The sequence below is a fragment of the Nocardioides sp. JS614 genome, assembly GCF_000015265.1.
Taxonomy (GTDB): Bacteria; Actinomycetota; Actinomycetes; order Propionibacteriales; family Nocardioidaceae; genus Nocardioides.
Genome location: NC_008699.1, coordinates 4213657 through 4228927 on the forward strand (window position 1 = coordinate 4213657; position 15271 = coordinate 4228927).

12 protein-coding genes are annotated in these 15271 nt (G+C 72.6%); 8 read left to right on the plus strand and 4 right to left on the minus strand.

Annotated features, from left to right (window positions below; all coding sequences use genetic code 11):
• Positions 1 to 65 precede the first annotated feature (65 nt).
• The 4 genes from NOCA_RS21675 (at position 66) to NOCA_RS21690 (ending at position 5960) form a co-directional block, all read left to right on the plus strand.
• Entirely contained in the window at positions 66 to 1514 is a 1449-nt protein-coding gene (locus NOCA_RS21675; protein WP_011757421.1) for an alpha,alpha-trehalose-phosphate synthase (UDP-forming), read from the plus strand.
• A gap of 106 nt (positions 1515 to 1620) precedes the next feature.
• The gene (locus NOCA_RS27750) at positions 1621 to 2985 is read left to right on the plus strand and encodes a histone H1-like repetitive region-containing protein (protein WP_041546796.1); all 1365 of its coding nucleotides are present in this window, start codon (positions 1621 to 1623) and stop codon (positions 2983 to 2985) included.
• Between the two features lie 96 nt (positions 2986 to 3081).
• The gene (locus NOCA_RS21685; protein WP_011757423.1) at positions 3082 to 4413 is read left to right on the plus strand and encodes an MFS transporter; all 1332 of its coding nucleotides are present in this window, start codon (positions 3082 to 3084) and stop codon (positions 4411 to 4413) included.
• A complete protein-coding gene (locus NOCA_RS21690; protein ID WP_011757424.1) occupies positions 4410 to 5960 on the plus strand; it encodes a pyridoxal phosphate-dependent decarboxylase family protein in 1551 nt (516 codons plus the stop codon). The genes NOCA_RS21685 and NOCA_RS21690 overlap by 4 nt, the downstream gene beginning before the upstream one ends.
• Here NOCA_RS21690 and NOCA_RS21695 read toward each other — a convergent pair.
• A complete protein-coding gene (locus tag NOCA_RS21695; protein WP_011757425.1) occupies positions 5909 to 6835 on the minus strand; it encodes a carbohydrate kinase family protein in 927 nt (308 codons plus the stop codon). The two genes, NOCA_RS21690 and NOCA_RS21695, sit on opposite strands and share 52 nt — an antisense overlap.
• Complete coding sequence (locus NOCA_RS21700) at positions 6832 to 7506, minus strand: TetR/AcrR family transcriptional regulator (protein WP_158305692.1); 675 nt, start codon at positions 7504 to 7506, stop codon at positions 6832 to 6834. The genes NOCA_RS21695 and NOCA_RS21700 overlap by 4 nt, the downstream gene beginning before the upstream one ends.
• Positions 7507 to 7573: 67 nt before the next feature.
• On the opposite strand from NOCA_RS21700, the gene NOCA_RS21705 reads away from it, so the two are divergent.
• From NOCA_RS21705 to NOCA_RS21720, 4 genes are all read left to right on the plus strand, one after another.
• Positions 7574 to 9121 (plus strand): flavin monoamine oxidase family protein, encoded by a 1548-nt coding sequence (locus tag NOCA_RS21705; RefSeq protein WP_197687754.1) that lies wholly within the window; start codon positions 7574 to 7576, stop codon positions 9119 to 9121.
• Complete coding sequence (locus NOCA_RS21710; protein ID WP_041546800.1) at positions 9118 to 10188, plus strand: hypothetical protein; 1071 nt, start codon at positions 9118 to 9120, stop codon at positions 10186 to 10188. Before NOCA_RS21705 ends, NOCA_RS21710 begins: the two co-directional genes overlap by 4 nt.
• A 164-nt stretch (positions 10189 to 10352) precedes the next feature.
• Positions 10353 to 11009 (plus strand): uracil-DNA glycosylase, encoded by a 657-nt coding sequence (locus NOCA_RS21715; protein ID WP_049774615.1) that lies wholly within the window; start codon positions 10353 to 10355, stop codon positions 11007 to 11009.
• A gap of 28 nt (positions 11010 to 11037) precedes the next feature.
• Positions 11038 to 11814, plus strand: coding sequence for a dioxygenase family protein (locus tag NOCA_RS21720; RefSeq protein WP_011757430.1), 777 nt, complete (start codon positions 11038 to 11040; stop codon positions 11812 to 11814).
• Positions 11815 to 11936: 122 nt separating this feature from the next.
• On the opposite strand, the gene NOCA_RS21725 is transcribed toward NOCA_RS21720, so the two are convergent.
• Both NOCA_RS21725 and NOCA_RS21730 read right to left on the minus strand, forming a co-directional pair.
• A complete protein-coding gene (locus NOCA_RS21725; RefSeq protein WP_011757431.1) occupies positions 11937 to 13496 on the minus strand; it encodes a succinic semialdehyde dehydrogenase in 1560 nt (519 codons plus the stop codon).
• A 5-nt stretch (positions 13497 to 13501) separates the two neighbouring features.
• A complete protein-coding gene (locus tag NOCA_RS21730; protein ID WP_011757432.1) occupies positions 13502 to 15139 on the minus strand; it encodes a GMC family oxidoreductase in 1638 nt (545 codons plus the stop codon).
• Between the last annotated feature and the right edge of the window lie 132 nt (positions 15140 to 15271).

Here is a 15271-nt window from a genome sequence, read left to right on the forward strand (position 1 = left end):
GCCAGCCCGACATCCGCTGTCGGGCCAACCCGACAGCGGCGGCGGCCTGTGGAGGCTCAACTAGGGTGAAGAACGTGGCTTCCTCTGGCTCGGCTGACCTGGTCATCGTCGCGAACCGACTCCCCGTCGACCGGGTGCCGCTCGGAGACGGGACGGCCGAGTGGCGGCGCTCACCCGGCGGCCTGGTCACCGCGATCGAGCCGGTCATGCGCGCCAACGACGGCAGCTGGATCGGCTGGCCGGGCGGCACCGAGAGCGACCTGGAGCCCTTCGAGGACGAGGGCCTCGACCTGGTCCCGATCACGTTGACCCAGCAGGAGGTCGAGGAGTTCTACGAGGGCTTCGCGAACGGCACCCTGTGGCCGCTCTACCACGACGTCGCCGCGAAGCCGGAGTTCCACCGCGAGTGGTGGGACGCCTATGTGGTGGTGAACCGGCGGTTCGCCGAGCAGGCCGCTGCAGCTGCCTCCGAGGGTGCGACCGTGTGGGTGCACGACTACCAGCTGCAGCTGGTGCCACAGATGCTGCGCGAGCTGCGCCCGGACCTGCGGATCGGGTTCTACCTGCACATCCCGTTCCCGCCCACCGAGCTGTTCCAGCAGCTGCCCTGGCGACGCCAGCTGCTCGAGGGCCTGCTGGGCGCCGACCTGGTCGGCTTCCAGCTCCCCGGCGCCGCGCAGAACTTCGTGCGACTGGTCCGCCAGCGGGTCGGGCACAAGACGCACCGCGACCTCGTCTACCTGCCCGACGGCCGCACCGTGCGGGCCGCAGCGTTCCCGATCTCCATCGACGCGAAGGGCTTCGAGGACCTGGCTCGCTCCGAGGAGGTCGAGAAGCGCGCCGCCGAGATCCGCGACGCCCTGGGCAACCCGAGCCGGATCTTCCTCGGCGTCGACCGACTCGACTACACCAAGGGCATCTACGCCCGGCTCCGCGCCTACAGCGAGCTGCTGGCGCAGGGCGACCTCGACGTCGAGGACGCGGTGTTCGTGCAGGTGGCGACGCCCTCGCGCGAGCAGGTCGAGCAGTACCGCATCCTCCGCGACGACATCGACCGCCTCGTGGGGCGGATCAACGGCGACCTCGGGCGGATCGGCCGGCCGGCGATCAGCTACATGCACGCGTCGTACCCCCGCGAGGAGATGGCGGCGCTCTACCGCGCCGCCGACATCATGGTGGTGACGCCGTACCGCGACGGCATGAACCTGGTCGCCAAGGAGTACGTCGCCTGCCGCTTCGACAACGACGGCGCACTGGTGCTCTCGGAGTTCGCGGGCGCGGCCGACGAGCTGCGGCAGGCCTGGCTGGTCAACCCCTACGACATCAACGGGATGAAGTCCGCACTGCTGGAGGCCTACCGCGCCGACGAGAAGGAGCGGACCCGGCGGATGAAGGCGATGCGCAAGACCGTCAGCCAGAACGACGTCGCCGCCTGGGCCGACAGCTTCCTCGCCGAGCTCACCGCCGTGCGGCCCTCGCACGGCAAGACCGTGCGGCCCGCCCGGCGGTCCTGACGGCTGGGCGGTCCTGCCTCCTGGCGCTCACCGCGCGTGACCGGGCTCATGCCCCGGCCCCCGGACCTGCCTCGTGACCTCCGTGTCGGGGAGTAGTTTTCCGGGCATGGACCTCGTTCCGAAGCCGGACCAGGTGGCGTCCGCAGCGGGCAACGTCGCGCACTTGGTGCTGTACGGCGGCCTCGCGGACCTGCGGCCGATGCCGCGCACCCTCATCGACGACGGCACGCTGCGCGAGGTCTACCACTACCGGCCGATGGCCGGCGTCCGCGACCAGGGCGACCCGGTGCTGCTGGTGACGCCGTTGGCCGCGCCGGCGATCTGCTTCGACCTGCGCCGGGGCTGCTCGCTGGTCGAGCACTTCGTGCGCGGCGGCCGCCCGACGTACCTCGTCGAGTACGGCAACGTCTCCTTCCGCGACCGCAACCTCGGCCTGGAGCACTGGGTCGAGGAGGTCGTACCGGCTGCGGTGCGCGAGGTGTCGGCGCACGCCGGTGGCCGGCCCGTGCACGTCATCGGCTGGAGCCTCGGCGGGATCTTCGCGATGCTCGCGGCGGCCGACTCCCCCGACCTGCCGATCGGCTCGCTCTCGGTGATCGGCTCGCCGGTCGACGTGACCCGGGTGCCGCTGGTCGCACCGCTGCGCCCACTGCTCGACCTCACCGGCGGGCACGGGCTGGTGACCCGGGCCTACCGGGCCGCCGGCGGGGCGCCCACGCCGCTGGTGCGCTGGGCGTTCCAGCTCTCGTCGTTCCAGAAGCTGGTCACCAAGCCGCTGGCGATCGCCACCCACCTCGACGACACCGACTTCCTCGCCCAGATCGAGGCGGTCGACCGGTTCACCGCGAAGATGACGGCGTACCCGGGCCGTAGCTTCGGCCAGCTCTACCACCGGTTCGCGAAGGGCAACGCGATGGCCACCGGGGCCGTCGAGATCGGCGACCACGACGTCTCGCTCTCGGAGATCTCGGCACCGGTCCTGGTGTTCGCCGGCGCGACCGACGGCATCGCTCCGGTCGAGGCGGTCCGCGCCGTGCTGCCGCTGCTGTCGGGGGCTCGCGAGGTGCGCTTCGAGATCGTGCCCGGGGGCCACCTCGGGATGCTGACCGGCCGCGCCGCGCGCGGCACCACCTGGCAGGTGCTCGACGAGTGGGTCGAGCAGTGGTCCGGCAGCGAGCCGGCCGCGCCGGCGAGGAAGGCGGCCGCCAAGAAGGCGGCCACGAAGAAGACCGCCGCCAAGAAGACCGCCGCCAAGAAGACGGCCACGAAGAAGACGGCCACGAAGAAGGCTCCCGCCAAGAAGGCCGCAGCCACCAAGCCAGCTGCGAAGAAGGCTGCCGCGAAGAAGGCCCCGGCCAAGAAGACCCCGGCCCGGAGCACCGGGGCCAAGAAGGTCGCCTCGGCGGAGACGATCGGCTCGAACCCGCGCCGCCGCTACGGGTCCGGCGGATCACGCGCCCTCTCCCGCTGACTCCTCGGGCAATACCGGAACTGTTGGGCCGAAGTTTCGGGCCAACAGTTCCGGTTTCCCCGGGTACCCGGGGAAACCGACCGCTAGCCTCCGGGCATGCCAGCCAGCGACACCCTGCCCCGCGGGGTCCGGGTCGGGTACGGGTCGGGCAGCGTGGCCACGGGCGCGTTCGGAACCGTTCCGGGGCTGATGCTCCTGCCCTACCTGACCGACAGCCTCGGGATCAGCGCGATCGTCGCCGGGTTCATCGTGTTCCTGCCCAAGGCGTGGGACGTGGTCCTCAACCCCATCGCCGGCCGGATCAGCGACCGCAGCGTGGATCCGCGCGGGCCACGCCGGCCCTGGCTGCTGCGCGCGGGGATCGGCCTGGCGGTCGGGTTCGCGCTGCTGTTCGCGGCCCCGGAGATGGGCCGGGTCGCCGAGGCGGCCTGGGTGCTGGCGCTGTTCCTGGCGTGCGCCACGGCGTACGCGTTCTTCCAGGTGCCCTACGTGGCGATGCCCGCCGAGATGACCTCCTCCTACGACGAGCGCACCCGGATCATGACCTGGCGGGTGGCGATCCTGGCGTTCACGATCCTGCTCGCCGGGGCGAGCGCCCCGGCGATCCGCGACGCGGTCGGCGGCCGGGACGGCTACCGGGTGATGGGGGTCGCGATGGCGCTGATCATCCTGGTCGGCGTCGTCAGCGCGTACGCCGGCACCCGCCGGGCACCGGTGACGGCACCGCAGCCGGGCGCGGGCACCCTGCGCGACCAGCTCCGGATCGTGGCGGAGGCCCGGGACTTCCGCTGGCTGCTGACCTGCTTCGTCATCCAGGCGCTCGCCACCGGCTGCATGCTCGCCGGCGTCGACTACCTGGCCTCCGACGTGCTCGGCAAGGATGGCGCGGCCACGGTCCTGTTCGTCTGCTTCGTCGGCCCCGCGCTGCTGCTCACCCCGGTGTGGTCGGCGATCGGCACCCGGATCGGCAAGAAGCGCGGCTACCTCGCGGCCTCGGTCTTCCTCGGCGCCGGCGCCCTGCTCACGGTGACGGCGCGCAGCGCGCCGCCGGCTTTCGTCTTCCTCGCCGTTGCCGTCGTGGGGGTCGGGTACGCCGGGTGCCAGGTGTTCCCGATGGCGATGCTGCCGGACGCCGCGGCCGTCGACGCGGTCCGCACGGGGTCGAACCGGGTCGGCGTGTACACCGGCGTGTGGACCGCGGGCGAGACCCTCGGCCTCGCGCTGGGCCCGGGCGTCTACGCGCTGGTCCTGGCGATCGGCGGCTACCGGTCCTCCACCGATGGCGACGTGGCCCAGCCGGACTCGGCGCTCACCGCGATCGTGCTCGGGTTCTCCGTCCTGCCGGCGGTGCTGACGGCGCTCAGCCTGCTGTGGCTGCGGCGCTACTCCCTGGACGCGGCCCAGGTCGAGGCGGCGGTGGCGGCATGAGCGACGCAGCGACGGACCGCGACGAGGCCATGGGGCCTGACCAGGCCCTGGGCCGTGACGACGCCCTGGCCCGGCTCCGGGCGATGCAGGCCGCCGACCTGCCGGTACACGGCGGCCGCACCCTGGCCTACGTCTACGACTCGGGCCTGCCCGACGTCGACCGGATCGGCCGCGCGGCGGTCGCCGCGTACGCCGGCTCCAACGGCCTGGACCCGACCGCGTTCCCGAGCCTGCTGCAGATGGAGAACGAGCTCGTCGGCTTCGCCGCCGACCTGCTCGACGCCCCGGGCACGTGCGTGGGCACCGTGACCTCGGGCGGCACCGAGTCGGTGCTGCTCGCCGTGCAGGGCGCGCGCGACAGCCGCCCCGACCTCGCGCGGCCGCGGATGGTGCTGCCCGCCACCGCGCACGCGGCCTTCCACAAGGCCGCGCACTACTTCGGCGTGGAGGCCGTGCTGGTGCCGGTCGGACCGGACTTCCGCGCCGACCCGGCCGCGATGGCCGCCGCGATCGACGAGGACCCCGACCGCACCGTGCTCGTGGTGGCGTCGGCGCCGTCGTACGCCCACGGCGTCGTCGACCCGGTCACGGAGGTGGCGGCAGCGGCCGCGGCCCGTGGCATCCGGTGCCACGTGGACGCGTGCATCGGCGGCTGGGTGCTGCCCTACGCGACGCGCCTGGGCCGGTCGGTGCCGGCGTGGACGTTCGCGGTCGAGGGCGTCACCTCGATCTCGGTGGACCTGCACAAGTACGGCTACGCCCCGAAGGGCACGTCCGTGCTGCTGCACCGCACGGCCGGGCTGCGGCGTCCGCAGTACTTCGCCTCCGCGGCGTGGCCGGGCTACACGATGCTGAACTCCACCCTGCAGTCGACCAAGTCGGGCGGACCCCTGGCCGGCGCCTGGGCGGTCGTGCAGTCGCTGGGTGACACGGGGTACGAGCTCCTCTCCCGAGAGACCTTCGAAGCCGTCGACGCGATCGTGGCAGGGCTCGCCGACATCCCGGCGCTCGTCCTCGCGGCCGTCCCCGACTCGACGCTGGTCGCGATCGCGACCGACGACAGCTGCGACGCGTTCACGGTGTGCGACGAGATGGCGACCCGCGGGTGGTACGTCCAGCCGCAGCTGTCGTATGCCGGGCACCCGCCGACCATCCACCTCTCGGTGAGCGCAGCGACCAACGCCCACGTCGACGACTTCCTCGCGGCACTGGCCGCCTCGGTGGCAGCCGCGCAGGCGGCCGGGCCGGTGTCGGTGGACCCCGGGATCGCGGAGTTCATCGGCGCCCTCGACCCGGCGACGCTCTCGGACGCGGACTTCGACGGCCTGCTCGCCGCCGCAGGCCTGGTGGGCGGCGACGCCGCGGCGGGCCTCGACCTCCCCGAGCGGATGGCCGAGGTCAACGCGATGCTCGACCTCGCGTCCCCCGCGATGCGCGAGGCGCTGCTCGTCGCGTTCCTGGACCGGCTGGCCCGGCCCCGGCGGCAGGGCCAGGGTCAGCGGGTGGCGGTCGACCCGGCGAAGGCCAGCACCGAGTCCAGCGAGTAGTCGCCGGCGTCGGTGCCGAGGCCCTGCGCGACCTGGGCCGCGGTGGCGCAGCCGAGCTCCGCGGCGTCCCGGAGGTCACGGCCCAGCGACAGCCCGCGGAGGAAGCCCGCGGAGAAGGCGTCGCCGCAGCCGGTGGTGTCGACGACCTCGATGGCGTACGCCGGCACCTCGACCACCTCGTCCGCGGTCACGACCAGCGCGCCGCGGCTGCCCTGGGTCACCGCCACGCAGCCCGCGCCGGCGGCGACGAGCGCCCGGGCGCCGTCGGCGATCGAGGACGCGCCGGTGAAGCCGAGCACCTGCTCGTCGTTGGGGAGCAGGTAGTCGGTGTGCGGGAGCGCGTCGGCCACCCAGGCGAGCAGGTCGGGGTCGCCCGGAGCCAGCAGGTCCAGCGAGGTGGTCGCCCCCAGCGAGCGCGCGTGCTCGAGCAGCTTGCCGGCGGCCTCGCCGCCGAGGAACTCCGGCCCGCCCAGGTGCACGTGGGTGCACCCGTCGAGGGCAGCGAGGTCGAGGTCGTCGAGGGTGAACGCCCCGTTCGCGCCGATGCAGTGCCAGGCCGGGCGGTCGCCGTTGGGCCGCACCGGCAGCACCGAGGCCGAGGTCTGCTGGTCGGGCTTGCGGACCAGCCCCGTGACGTCGACCCCCTCGCGCTCGAGCAGCGCGAGGAGGGTGCTGCCGATCGGGTCCGCGCCGACGGCGCCGAAGCTCCGCACCTCGGCGCCGAGCCGGCTGAGCACGACCGCCGTACCGCCCGCCGTGCCGGCCGGGGACATCCGGATCGTCTCGACCAGTTGGCCGTCGGAGCGCGCGGGGATCGACTCGATGCCGAGCACGTGGGTGTCGAGGACGTGCACGCCGACGGTGGCGATCTTCATCTGCTCTCCTGGGTGCTGCCGCTGGGCCCGGTGAGGCCTGCCGGCGTGGCGTAGCGCTCGAGGTAGGCGGTGACCATCGCGATGCCCTCCTCGACCAGCGCCTGGTCGCCGTCGCGGGACTCCTCGAACGCGAGCTGGAAGACGCGGTCGCCGACCTCCACGGCCAGCAGCGCGGCCGAGCGCGGCAGGTCGGCGCGGGCCAGCCCGGCGTCGATCGCGAAGCCCTGCAGGGTCTCGGCGATCCGGGCGTTGTGCTGGCGACCGAAGCGGTGCACGGCCAGGTTCGTGCGGCCGCGCAGGTAGATCTCCACGAACGCCGGGCGCCGGTGGTAGACGCTGACGAAGGCCCGCATGGTGGTCCGCACGAGGGTCGCGACCGAGAGCACCTCGACGGCGGCGAGGTCCTCGGCGACCTGGGCGTCCATCTCCGCCATGTCGCGCTGGGCGAGCGCGAGCATGACGTCCTCCTTGTCGGCGAAGTACTGGTAGAGGGAGGCGACCGGCACGCCCGCCGCCTCCGCGATCTCGCGGGTGGTGAGCGCCTCGACACCGTGCTCGACCACCAGCCGCGCCGCCGCGTCGAGCAGGTCCTCGACGCGGCGGCGGCTGCGCTCCTGGCGCGGGACCCGTCGCTTCGGGGAGGTGGTCGGGGTCACCGCCGCAGCAGGCACGGGAGCGAGTGTAGAGTATGAACCCGAATCTGACACATGTTCAGATAATCGCCGTCCAGGAGCCGCCGTGACCCAGCCCCTGCCTCCCGCTCCCGCCCGCATCCCGGCGGCGACCATGCCGCGTCCGGCACTGTCCCGCCGCCTCCTGCTCGGCGGCGCCGCGGCCGGCGGGCTGGCGCTCGGCACCGGCCCCCTGCACGACGCGGTCGCTGCCGGCTCGCGCCAGGGTGCGCTGCCCAGGCGGGTCGACGCCGTCGTGGTCGGCGGCGGCCTCTCCGGGCTCGTCGCCGCGCGCGACCTGGCCCGCGACGGGCACGACGTACTGCTCCTCGAGGCGCGGGACCGCGTCGGCGGCCGGGTGCTCAACCACCACCTGACCGTGCCCGGAGCCCGCGGCGCCACGATCGAGGCCGGCGGCGCGTTCATCGGCCCCACCCAGGACCACATCGCGCGGCTCGCGCGCGAGCTGAAGGTGCCGACGTTCCCGGAGTACAACGAGGGCAACAGCGTCTACGTGTCCTCGCTGACCGGCCGGCAGGAGTACTCCGGCACGGTCCCGCCGGACCCCACGATCCTCCCCGACGCGGCCGTCCTGCTGACCCGCATCGACAACATGGCCGCCGAGATCGCCGTCGACGCGCCGTGGACCCACCCCAGCGCCGCCGAGTGGGACGCGATGACGCTCGGCGAGTGGATCCGCGCCAACGCGGTCAACGGCGACGGCGTCGAGAACCTCATCGAGTGCTGGACCCAGCCGGGGTTCGGCGCCGACCCCAACGAGCTGTCCCTGCTCTACGTGCTCTGGTACGTCGCGTGCTCGGGCAACGAGCGCAACGTCGGGACGTTCTCGCGCAACTCCGACACCGCCAACGGCGCCCAGGAGCGCCGCTTCGTCGGGGGCTCGCAGCTGGTCCCGCTCCGGCTGGCGCGCCGGCTGGGCGACGTCGTGGCCCTGCGGGCGGCGGTGCGCCGCATCGAGCAGCGCGACGGCCACGTGCTCGTGCACAGCGCCCGCGGCACCGTCCGCGCCCGCCGTGTCGTCGTGGCGGCGCCACCGCCGCTGGTGCTCGGCATCGAGTGGTTCCCCCGCCTCCCCACCCGGCGCCTGCAGCTGCTGCGCCACCTCGACATGGGCCAGCTGATGAAGTGCGACGCGGTCTACCGCACGCCGTTCTGGCGCGACGCCGGGCTCAACGGCTTCGGCATCAACGACGCCGGCGCGGCCCGCGCGGTGTTCGACAACTCGCCGGCCGACGGCGAGCCGGGGGTGCTGCTGGCCTTCGTCGGGGGCTCCACCTGGCGTCAGTACGGCGTGCTGCCGCGCGCCGAGCGCAAGCGCGCGGTGCTCGAGGGCTTCGCGGCGATGTTCGGTGAGCAGGCGCTGCACCCGATCGAGTACGTCGAGCAGGACTGGACCGAGGAGCGCTGGACCACCGGCGGGCCGGTCGCCAACTATGCACCCGGGACCATGGTGCAGCTCGGGTCCGCGATCCGGCAGCCGTTCGGCCGCGTGCACTGGGCCGGCACCGAGACCTCGACGTACTGGACCGGCTACATGGACGGTGCCGTGCGCGCCGGCGAGCGCGCGGCGATCGAGGTCGGGGAGCGCCTGTGACGCGGCTGTCGGCGCTGCTCGCGGCCGGCCTCCTTGCGGCCGGCCTCCTTGCGGCCGGCCTCCTCGCAGCGACCACCGGGGCGACCGCCCACGCGCAGGCCCGGTCGGCCCGCGAGCCCGGCGACACCCGGGTCTTCTCGCTGGTGCCGTCGCCGCGGTTCCCGGCGTACGTCCACGCCCACACCAACGGCCGGGTCTACGCCGGCAGCTACGTCGACTCGGGCAGCACGGCGCCCTCGCGGGTCTTCGAGTGGGCCGCGGACGGCACCCTGCTGCGGTCGTGGTCGGTGCCCGGCCAGCACCTCGACGAGGACCACGGGGTCCAGGTCGCCAACCAGACCCGCGCCGGCCGGCTGGTGCTGCTCGAGACATCCACCGCCTCGGTGCTCACCCTGGACGTCCGGACCGGCCGGTTCCGCCGGGTCGTGCGGTTCCCCGACGGCGCGGTGCCGAACTACGCGACCTGGGGCCCCGGCGGCGCGCTGTTCGTGACCGACTACGCCGACGGCGCGATCTGGAAGGTGCCGCACGGCTCGCGCACCCCCCGTCGGTGGTTCACCTCGCCCGCGCTCGAGGGCGCGGTCGAGTTCGGCACCGCCGGCATCCGCTACCGGCCCGGCCGCGGCGACCTCCTGATCACCCAGCAGACGGTCAGCGACGGCACCGACCTGCCCACGAACGGCGCGCTCTACCGGCTGCCGATCGACGACTCCGGCCGCCCCGGCACGGTCGAGACGCTGTGGACCTCGCAGCCCGGCGACCTGCCCGACGGGTTCGGCATCGGGCGTTCGGGGCACGTGTACGTCGCCCTCGCCGGCCTGGCCAACCAGCTCGTCGAGCTCACCGCCGCCGGCGAGGAGGTGCGGCGGTTCGGCACCCCGCTCACCGGCGACAACGGCTCGCCGATCCCCTTCGACACCCCCTGCAGCGCGACGTTCGTCGGCCGCAGCGTCCTGGTCGCCAACCAGTCCGCCGTCGCCGGCGACGCCAGCCACCAGGCGATCCTCGACGTCCACGTCGGCGAGCGCGGCCGCTCGCCGTACCTGCCCCGGCGCGCTGGGTTCTGAGCCGGGCGCGAGTTTCATCGGTCGACCGACGAACCTCGTGCCTGGACGATGAGATTTCATCGTCCAGGGTCGGGTTTCATCGGCCGGCCGATGAAGCTGGAGACCCGTCGGCCGTTAGCCTGCGGACCGTGAGCGCGCTGGCGGGGCTGGTCGACAAGGGGCTGATGGCGCCCGACTGGGCGCAGGCGCTGGCGCCGGTCGACGAGCAGATCGCGGCGATGGGCCGGTTCCTGCGCGAGGAGCTTGCGGCGGGGCGGACCTACCAACCGACGGGCGAGTGGGTCTTCCGGGCGTTCCAGCGCCCGCTCGCCGACGTGCGCGTGCTGATCGTCGGGCAGGACCCCTACCCCAATCCCGAGCACCCGATCGGGCTGAGCTTCGCGGTCCGCGGGGACGTCTGGCCGCTGCCGCCGAGCCTGGTGAACATCTACACCGAGCTGCGCGACGACCTCGGCCTGATGCCGCCGCGCCACGGCGACCTGACCGCGTGGGCGGACCAAGGCGTCATGCTGCTCAACCGGAGCCTCACGGTGCGGCCCGGCGCCTCCAACAGCCACCGCGGCAAGGGCTGGGAGCCGATCACCGCGTGCGCGATCGAGGCGCTCGTCCGCCGAGGCGGGCCGCTCGTCGCGATCCTCTGGGGCAGCGACGCGCGCAACCTCAGGCCGATGCTCGGCCAGATCCCGGTCGTGGAGTCACCGCACCCGTCGCCCTTGTCGGCGTACCGCGGGTTCTTCGGCTCGCGGCCGTTCAGCCGGGCCAACCGGCTGCTGGTCGAACAGGGCGGTCGGGCCGTCGACTGGGCCCTCCCCATGGAATAAAGTTGAAGATCAAACCATTGGAGGGACCATGAACGACGCACGCATGCCGGCCCTCTACATCGGCCACGGCGCCCCGCCACTGCTCGACGACCCGGTGTGGTCGGGACAGCTCGCCGCCTGGGCCGCGGACCTCCCGAAGCCGAAGGCGATCCTGATCGTCAGCGCGCACTGGGAGTCGGCGCCGGTCAGCCTCAGCGCCAGCGGCGCACCGCTGGTCTACGACTTCGGCGGCTTCGACGCCCGCTACTACCGGATGACCTACGAGACACCCGACGCGACCGCGCTCGCCCAGCGGGTCGCCGCGATGATGCCGGCGGGCGAACCGGTCCACCAGCACGCCAGCCGTGGCCTCGACCACGGCGCCTGGGTGCCGCTCAAGATCATGTACCCGCAGGCCGACGTCCCGGTACTCCAGATGTCGCTGCCCACCCACGACCCGGTCCGGCTGCTCCGGCTCGGCGAGCGGTTGCGGCCGCTGCGCGACGAGGGCGTGCTGATCATCGGCTCCGGCTTCCTGACCCACGGCCTGCCGTTCCTCACCGAGTGGCGCATCGACGCCGCCGCCCCCGGCTGGTCGACGGACTTCGACGCGTGGGCCGGCGAGGCGCTCGCCCGGGGCGACGTCGACACGCTCGCCAACTACCGGACGCAGGCACCGGGCATGCCCTATGCCCACCCCACCGTGGAGCACTACACACCGCTGTTCGTCACCCTCGGCGCGGCCACCGACCCCGACGCCCCTGGCCTCCAGGTGATCGACGGCTTCTGGATGGGGCTCTCGAAGCGCTCGCTGCAGGTGGCCTGAGCCGGGACGGTTTCCCCGGTTCACCGGGGAAACCGTAACTGTTGGGCCGAAACTTCCCCCAGGAAGTGGCAGTTTCCCCGGCCCACCGGGGAAACTGCCCGAGCGCCCGACCGCCCGAACCACTAGCGGATGCCGGTCTTGCGCATCATCCGCAGGCCGCTGAGCATCCCCTTGACGTACTTCTCGTAGTCCTGGCCGGGCCGCGCGCCCATCACCTGCTTCTTCAAGACGGCGAGGTTCTGCACGTCGGTGTACTTCAGCAGGCCCTGGTCGCCGTGCCGGGCGCCCACGCCGGACTGCTTGACGCCGCCCGAGGGCGTGCCCTTGGACGCGTACGCCGTCGCGAGGATGTCGTTGACGTTCACGTTGCCCGTCTCGATCCGCTGGCCGACCTGGCAGGCGCTGGCGATGTCGCCGCCCCACACCGAGGCGTTCAGCCCGTAGTCGGTGTCGTTCGCGAGTGCGATCGCCTCGTCGACGGTCGCGTACCGGTGCAGCGCGACGACCGGGCCGAAGGTCTCGGTGACGCCGCAGAGCATGTCCTGGGTGACGCCCTCCAGGATGGTCGGCTCGAAGAAGGCCGGGCCGAGGTCGGGCCGTGACCGGCCGCCGGTGAGCACGGTGGCGCCCTTGGCCACGGCGTCGTCGACGTGCCCCCGGACCCGCTCCATGTGGTCCGGCGAGACCAGCGAGCCCATGTCGGGGCCGAAGTCGTACGCCGCGCCGATGGTCAGCGCCTCGGTCGCAGCGACGAACCGCGAGCGGAACTCGTCGTACCTCGACGCGGGCAGGTACATCCGCTCGATGTGCATGCAGATCTGGCCGGTGTTGCCGAACGCGCCGAAGATCGCGCCCTGCACGACCTCGTCGAGGTCCGCGTCCTCGAGCACGATCATCGGGTTCTTGCCGCCGAGCTCGAGGCAGCAGCCGATTAGGTTGCGCCCGGCCCGCTCCCCGATCACCCGACCGGTCGCGGTCGAGCCGGTGAACATCACGTAGTTGGCGTTGTCGATCAGCGTCGGGCCGACGTCCGGGCCCTCGCCGCAGACCACCTGGAAGAGCCCCTTCGGCAGGCCGGCCTCCTCGAGCATCTGCACGCCGTACAGCGGCGAGAGCGCCGTCTTGTTGTCCGGCTTGAGCACGATCGCGTTGCCGGCCATCAGCGCCGGGATCGAGTCGGAGATGCCGGTCGCGAACGGGAAGTTCCACGGCGCGATGATCCCGACGACGCCCTTGGGCTGGCGGATCTCGGTCGAGCTGGACAAGAACGGGATCGGCCCGCCGCGCTTGACCGGCTTGAGGAGGTGCGGGGCCCGCTTGAGGTAGTGGCTCATCACCATCACCGGGTCGCAGGTCTCCTCGATGGCCATCCGCCGGTTCTTGCCGCTCTCGACCTGGATCAGGTCGGTCGTGGTGTGGGCGTTGTCGAGGAACAGGGCGTGCGCGCGCTTGAACACCTCGAGCCGCTCCTTGAGCGGTCGGGCCGCCCACGAGCGCTGGGCCGCGCGCGCCGCCGCGAACGCCGCCTCGATGTCGGCGGGTGTCGACTGCGGGAGCTCCACGAGCAGGTCACCGGTGTAGACCTCGGTGAGCTTCCAGGTGCCGCCGCTGGTCGACGGCACGCGGGCCACGAGCCGCTCGAGGAACGCGTCGGTGATCGACGCCGGTCGCTGGAGTGCCATCGTGCTCACGCCCTTCCGAGAACGGTGCCGAGAACGAGGTCCGCGCCGCGCTCACCGATCATGATCGCGGGCGCGTTGGTGTTGCCCCCGGTGATCGACGGCATGATCGAGGCGTCGCAGACCCGGAGGTTCTCGACGCCGCGGACCTTGAGGTCGGGGGTCACGACCGACAGGTCGTCGGTGCCCATCCGGCAGGTGCCGACGCCGTGGTAGACCGAGGTCGCCCGGTTGAGGATCGCGTCGCGCAGCTCCTGCCCCTTCAGGCGGGCCCCCGGATGGATCTCCTCCTTGACCGCACCGCCGAACGCGGCGCCGGCCATGATCTCCCGGACCATCTCCGAACCCTCCGCGAGCACCTCCAGGTCGCCGGGGTCGGCGAGGTACTGGAAGTCGATCAGCGGTGGGGTGGTCGGGTCGTCGGACGCGAGCCGCAACGTGCCGCGGCTGCGCGGGTAGATCAGCGTCGAGAGCAGCGTGATCGACGTACGCGGGTCGACGTCGTGGCGGATCGGCTCGTCCTGGTTGGGCGAGACGTAGGACCACGGCAGCAGGTGCAGCTGCAGGTCGGGCACGTCGGTCGCCTGCGACGTACGCAGGAACGCGACGGCCTCGAACACCGAGTTCGCCATGAACGTCCTGCCGGGGCGCAGCGCCTCCTTGAGGACGCCCTTGCCGAAGAAGAAGGCGTTCCCGCGCATCTTCGAGGAGGTCACGTGGAAGGTCAGCGCGTGGAACATGTGGTCGTGCAGGTTGTCGCCCACCGGCAGGTCCGCGAGCACCTCGATGCCGTGGTCGCGCAGGTGCTGGGCGGGGCCGATGCCGGAGAGCATCAGGAGCTGCGCGGACCCGACGAAGCCGGCCGAGAGGATGACCTCCTTGCCGGCCCGGACGGTACGCCGGCTGCCGCTCTTGTCGGTGACCTCGACGCCCGTCGCCCGCCCGTTCTCGATGACGACCTTCCTCACCAGCACCTCGGTCTGCAGCTGCAGGGTGGGTACGTCGAGGTGGTGGAGGTAGCCCCGCGACGCGCTGTAGCGCAGCCCGCCGGCGGCGTTCTGCTGCATCCGGCTGACCCCCTCCTGCGACTCGGCGTTGTAGTCGTCGAGGACCTTCACGCCCAGCACGTCCGAGGTCGCCTGGATGAACTGCAGGGAGCCCTCCTGCGGCGCGGCGTTGCGGGTCACCTTGATCGGCCCGCCCGCACCGCGGTAGTCGTTGGCGCCGTCCTCGAAGTCCTCCATGCGCCGGTACGCCGCGTTGACCTCGTCGGCCGACCAGCCGGTGCAGCCCTCGGCTGCCCAGGAGTCGTAGTTGGCGCGGTTGCCGCGCACGTAGACCATGCCGTTGATCGAGCTCGAGCCGCCGACCACCTTGCCGCGCGGGACCGGCATCTTGCGCTCCAGGAGGTGCTTCTGCGGCGTGGAGTAGTAGCCCCAGTCGACGCGCTTCTTGATCTCGGGCACCGAGTGCATCGGGCCGATCATGCCGGGCTTCTTCACCAGGTACTGCTCGTCGCTCTTGCCGGCCTCGAGCACGATCACGCTCGCGCCGGACTGGGCCAACCGGCCGGCGATCGCGGCGCCCGAGCTGCCGGAGCCGACCACCACGTAGTCGGCCTCGTTCTTGTACGGCGTCTTGGCCATGGGTGTTACCTCGCTGGGCAGGCGGCATACCGCGGGAATGTGTGCGCGACCACACTGTAACGCGTTCTAGTTTTCCGAGCCAGAGGGTCGGGCCTTCCCGGCGGGGAGCCTGGGGTGGGGCGGCCGGTGCGA

Coding starts and splice junctions, on each gene's coding strand:
- NOCA_RS21730 (WP_011757432.1), bottom strand. CDS start 15,139: ATGGCCAAGACGCCGTACAAGAACGAGGCCGACTACGTGGTGGTCGGC.
- NOCA_RS21715 (WP_049774615.1), top strand. CDS start 10,353: ATGGCGCCCGACTGGGCGCAGGCGCTGGCGCCGGTCGACGAGCAGATC.
- NOCA_RS21725 (WP_011757431.1), bottom strand. CDS start 13,496: ATGGCACTCCAGCGACCGGCGTCGATCACCGACGCGTTCCTCGAGCGG.
- NOCA_RS21695 (WP_011757425.1), bottom strand. CDS start 6,835: ATGAAGATCGCCACCGTCGGCGTGCACGTCCTCGACACCCACGTGCTC.
- NOCA_RS21685 (WP_011757423.1), top strand. CDS start 3,082: ATGCCAGCCAGCGACACCCTGCCCCGCGGGGTCCGGGTCGGGTACGGG.
- NOCA_RS21690 (WP_011757424.1), top strand. CDS start 4,410: ATGAGCGACGCAGCGACGGACCGCGACGAGGCCATGGGGCCTGACCAG.
- NOCA_RS21720 (WP_011757430.1), top strand. CDS start 11,038: ATGAACGACGCACGCATGCCGGCCCTCTACATCGGCCACGGCGCCCCG.
- NOCA_RS27750 (WP_041546796.1), top strand. CDS start 1,621: ATGGACCTCGTTCCGAAGCCGGACCAGGTGGCGTCCGCAGCGGGCAAC.